Origin of the sequence: Caballeronia calidae (genome assembly GCF_900044055.2) — a bacterium.
GTDB lineage: Bacteria > Pseudomonadota > Gammaproteobacteria > Burkholderiales > Burkholderiaceae > Caballeronia > Caballeronia calidae.
The window spans coordinates 1-1,828 of the sequence record NZ_FCOX02000243.1 but is presented as its reverse complement, the minus strand read 5'-3'; the positions used below and the strand labels follow the sequence as shown (position 1 = coordinate 1,828).

General features: G+C 58.7%; 1 protein-coding gene and 1 pseudogene. Both read left to right on the top strand.

The window, feature by feature from the left end:
• Nucleotides 1–194: 194 nt before the first annotated feature.
• Nucleotides 195–437 (top strand): annotated as a pseudogene (locus AWB78_RS44970) (transposase domain-containing protein); the annotation flags it as partial.
• 453 nt (nt 438–890) lie between these two features.
• Nucleotides 891–1,628 (top strand): SPOR domain-containing protein, encoded by a 738-nt coding sequence (locus AWB78_RS42340; protein WP_062613242.1) that lies wholly within the window; start codon nt 891–893, stop codon nt 1,626–1,628.
• The last annotated feature ends 200 nt before the right edge of the window (nt 1,629–1,828 follow it).

The following is a 1,828-nucleotide window of genomic DNA, read 5'->3' as shown; positions in this document are numbered from 1 at the left end:
CATGCAACTCAAGGAACGCGCGCTCGCGCACGCAACAGCGAGCGGCATCGCGCCAACACGCTACAAACCCCCAGACCCGTTGCTCGCCTTCCTGGAGGCTCTCTGATTATGCCGACAATCCGACCAACGCGGAACCGGGATCCGCCCAATCGTTATGGAAGCTGATTCATGACGCGGCATAATCGGGGAGTCGGCATAATCCTTGTGAAAATTCCATTCGCCCGTTTGTCGTTGCACGCAAGGGATTTCTGTTCGCAGATACGGTTGCCGGCGCACATGCCAGCGCAAATCTGTTTAGTCTCGTTCAAACCTGCAAAGCCAATGGTATCGATCCATACCGTTACCTGACTTGGATGTTCGAGCGTCTGCCCCTGGCAAAGACCGCCGACGACTACGAGGCGCTCGTTCCCTGGCGAATGCCCGTCGACCTCCGCTGACCTGCCTCTACCACGCCCCACGCGTTCCACCACATACTCTGAGGGGCGTCGTTCGTGGATCGCTTACAATTCATTCGTCTCCCTCTCCACACGCAACGCGTTTTGAACCTTCACATCCTGGTGTCGTGACTCGAAGGAGTTTGTTCATCTCGTCGATGCAGTGCGTAGCGGCCTCGAGCACATTGACGCGGAATACGGCGTCGCCGGCCCGAGCGCCGCCAGATAAGAAGATTCTGAAAGGGTTCCGACGGAAATCGAATCAACCGGGGCGATATCCGCACAGCCAATTACAGCCTCGCTGCGGCGTGGCACCATCGATGAGACACAGCGTCGTTCTCCGTGCCCTTCAAAATCGGCCCGTCCCTTTCGTCTTCACTGTCAGCAGGCGTCGCGGCACGCGCATGAACAGCACCGCCCACGCACCATAGGCCGATTCTCTGAGGAGGAACCATTATGTCGATCGATACCTCACACCTCGCGAGCGAAGCACAACCGCACGTCAGCAACTGGCAACGCGTCGTCATCGCTGGAATTGGCGGCATAGCGCCGGTGCTCGTAAGCCTGGTCGTCGTCGACCTTGAAACCCTGCTCCTGCAGATTACGGTTCTGACGATCTCGGCTTACGTCATCAAGGTGTCCGCGCTGTTTGGGATCGGCGGCTTCGTCGGCTGGCTCAACCGGAAAGAGCACGACGTAGTCAAGTTGTTCCAACTCGGCATCGTCGCGCCGGCGCTAATTACGACGGCGCTCAACGGCGGCCGTGTCGCGTTGCCGCACGATCTGGAGAAGGAAGCGTCTCGGGTTGCATGGCTCATGATTTCGCAAGCGTATGCGGCCCCGGTCTTGAAGGTGGACGCGAATGAGGGAAGGCGGCTCAGAAGCTTTGCCCTTCCGGACGAGACGCCTGCGCAGCAGATCAGCCGGGGACTGTTCGGCACCGTTCCACAGAACGTCTATTTCGTGATCGCCGGTTCATATCGCAGTCTCGACAATGCGCAGAACGCGGCCGGCGACATTCGCAAACACGGATTTCCCGCCGAAGTATATGAGCCTTACGCCGGCAACGATTACTACGCGGTCGTCATCGGCGCGCAAATGACGCTGACCGACGCGCGCAAGCTCAGGGACGACGCCAGGCAAAAAGGCCTGCCGAGCGGCACTTATGTCTGGACGTTCCCGACACAAAAGTAGCACGCTGATCGGATAATGGTCACCTCGGGCGGGATGAACATGAGAACGCCGACAGGAAGCGCGCGTCGTTGCTGCATCCCTTCGCTTGTCGCTAAGTAGTCGGTCGTGCAGAATGGCGCGAAGCTAGGCGCCGCGTGCGAATAGGTGCAAATAGAGGGTTGCGGAACTCCCAGTTTCGATATGGAATTGGCCAATCTTCT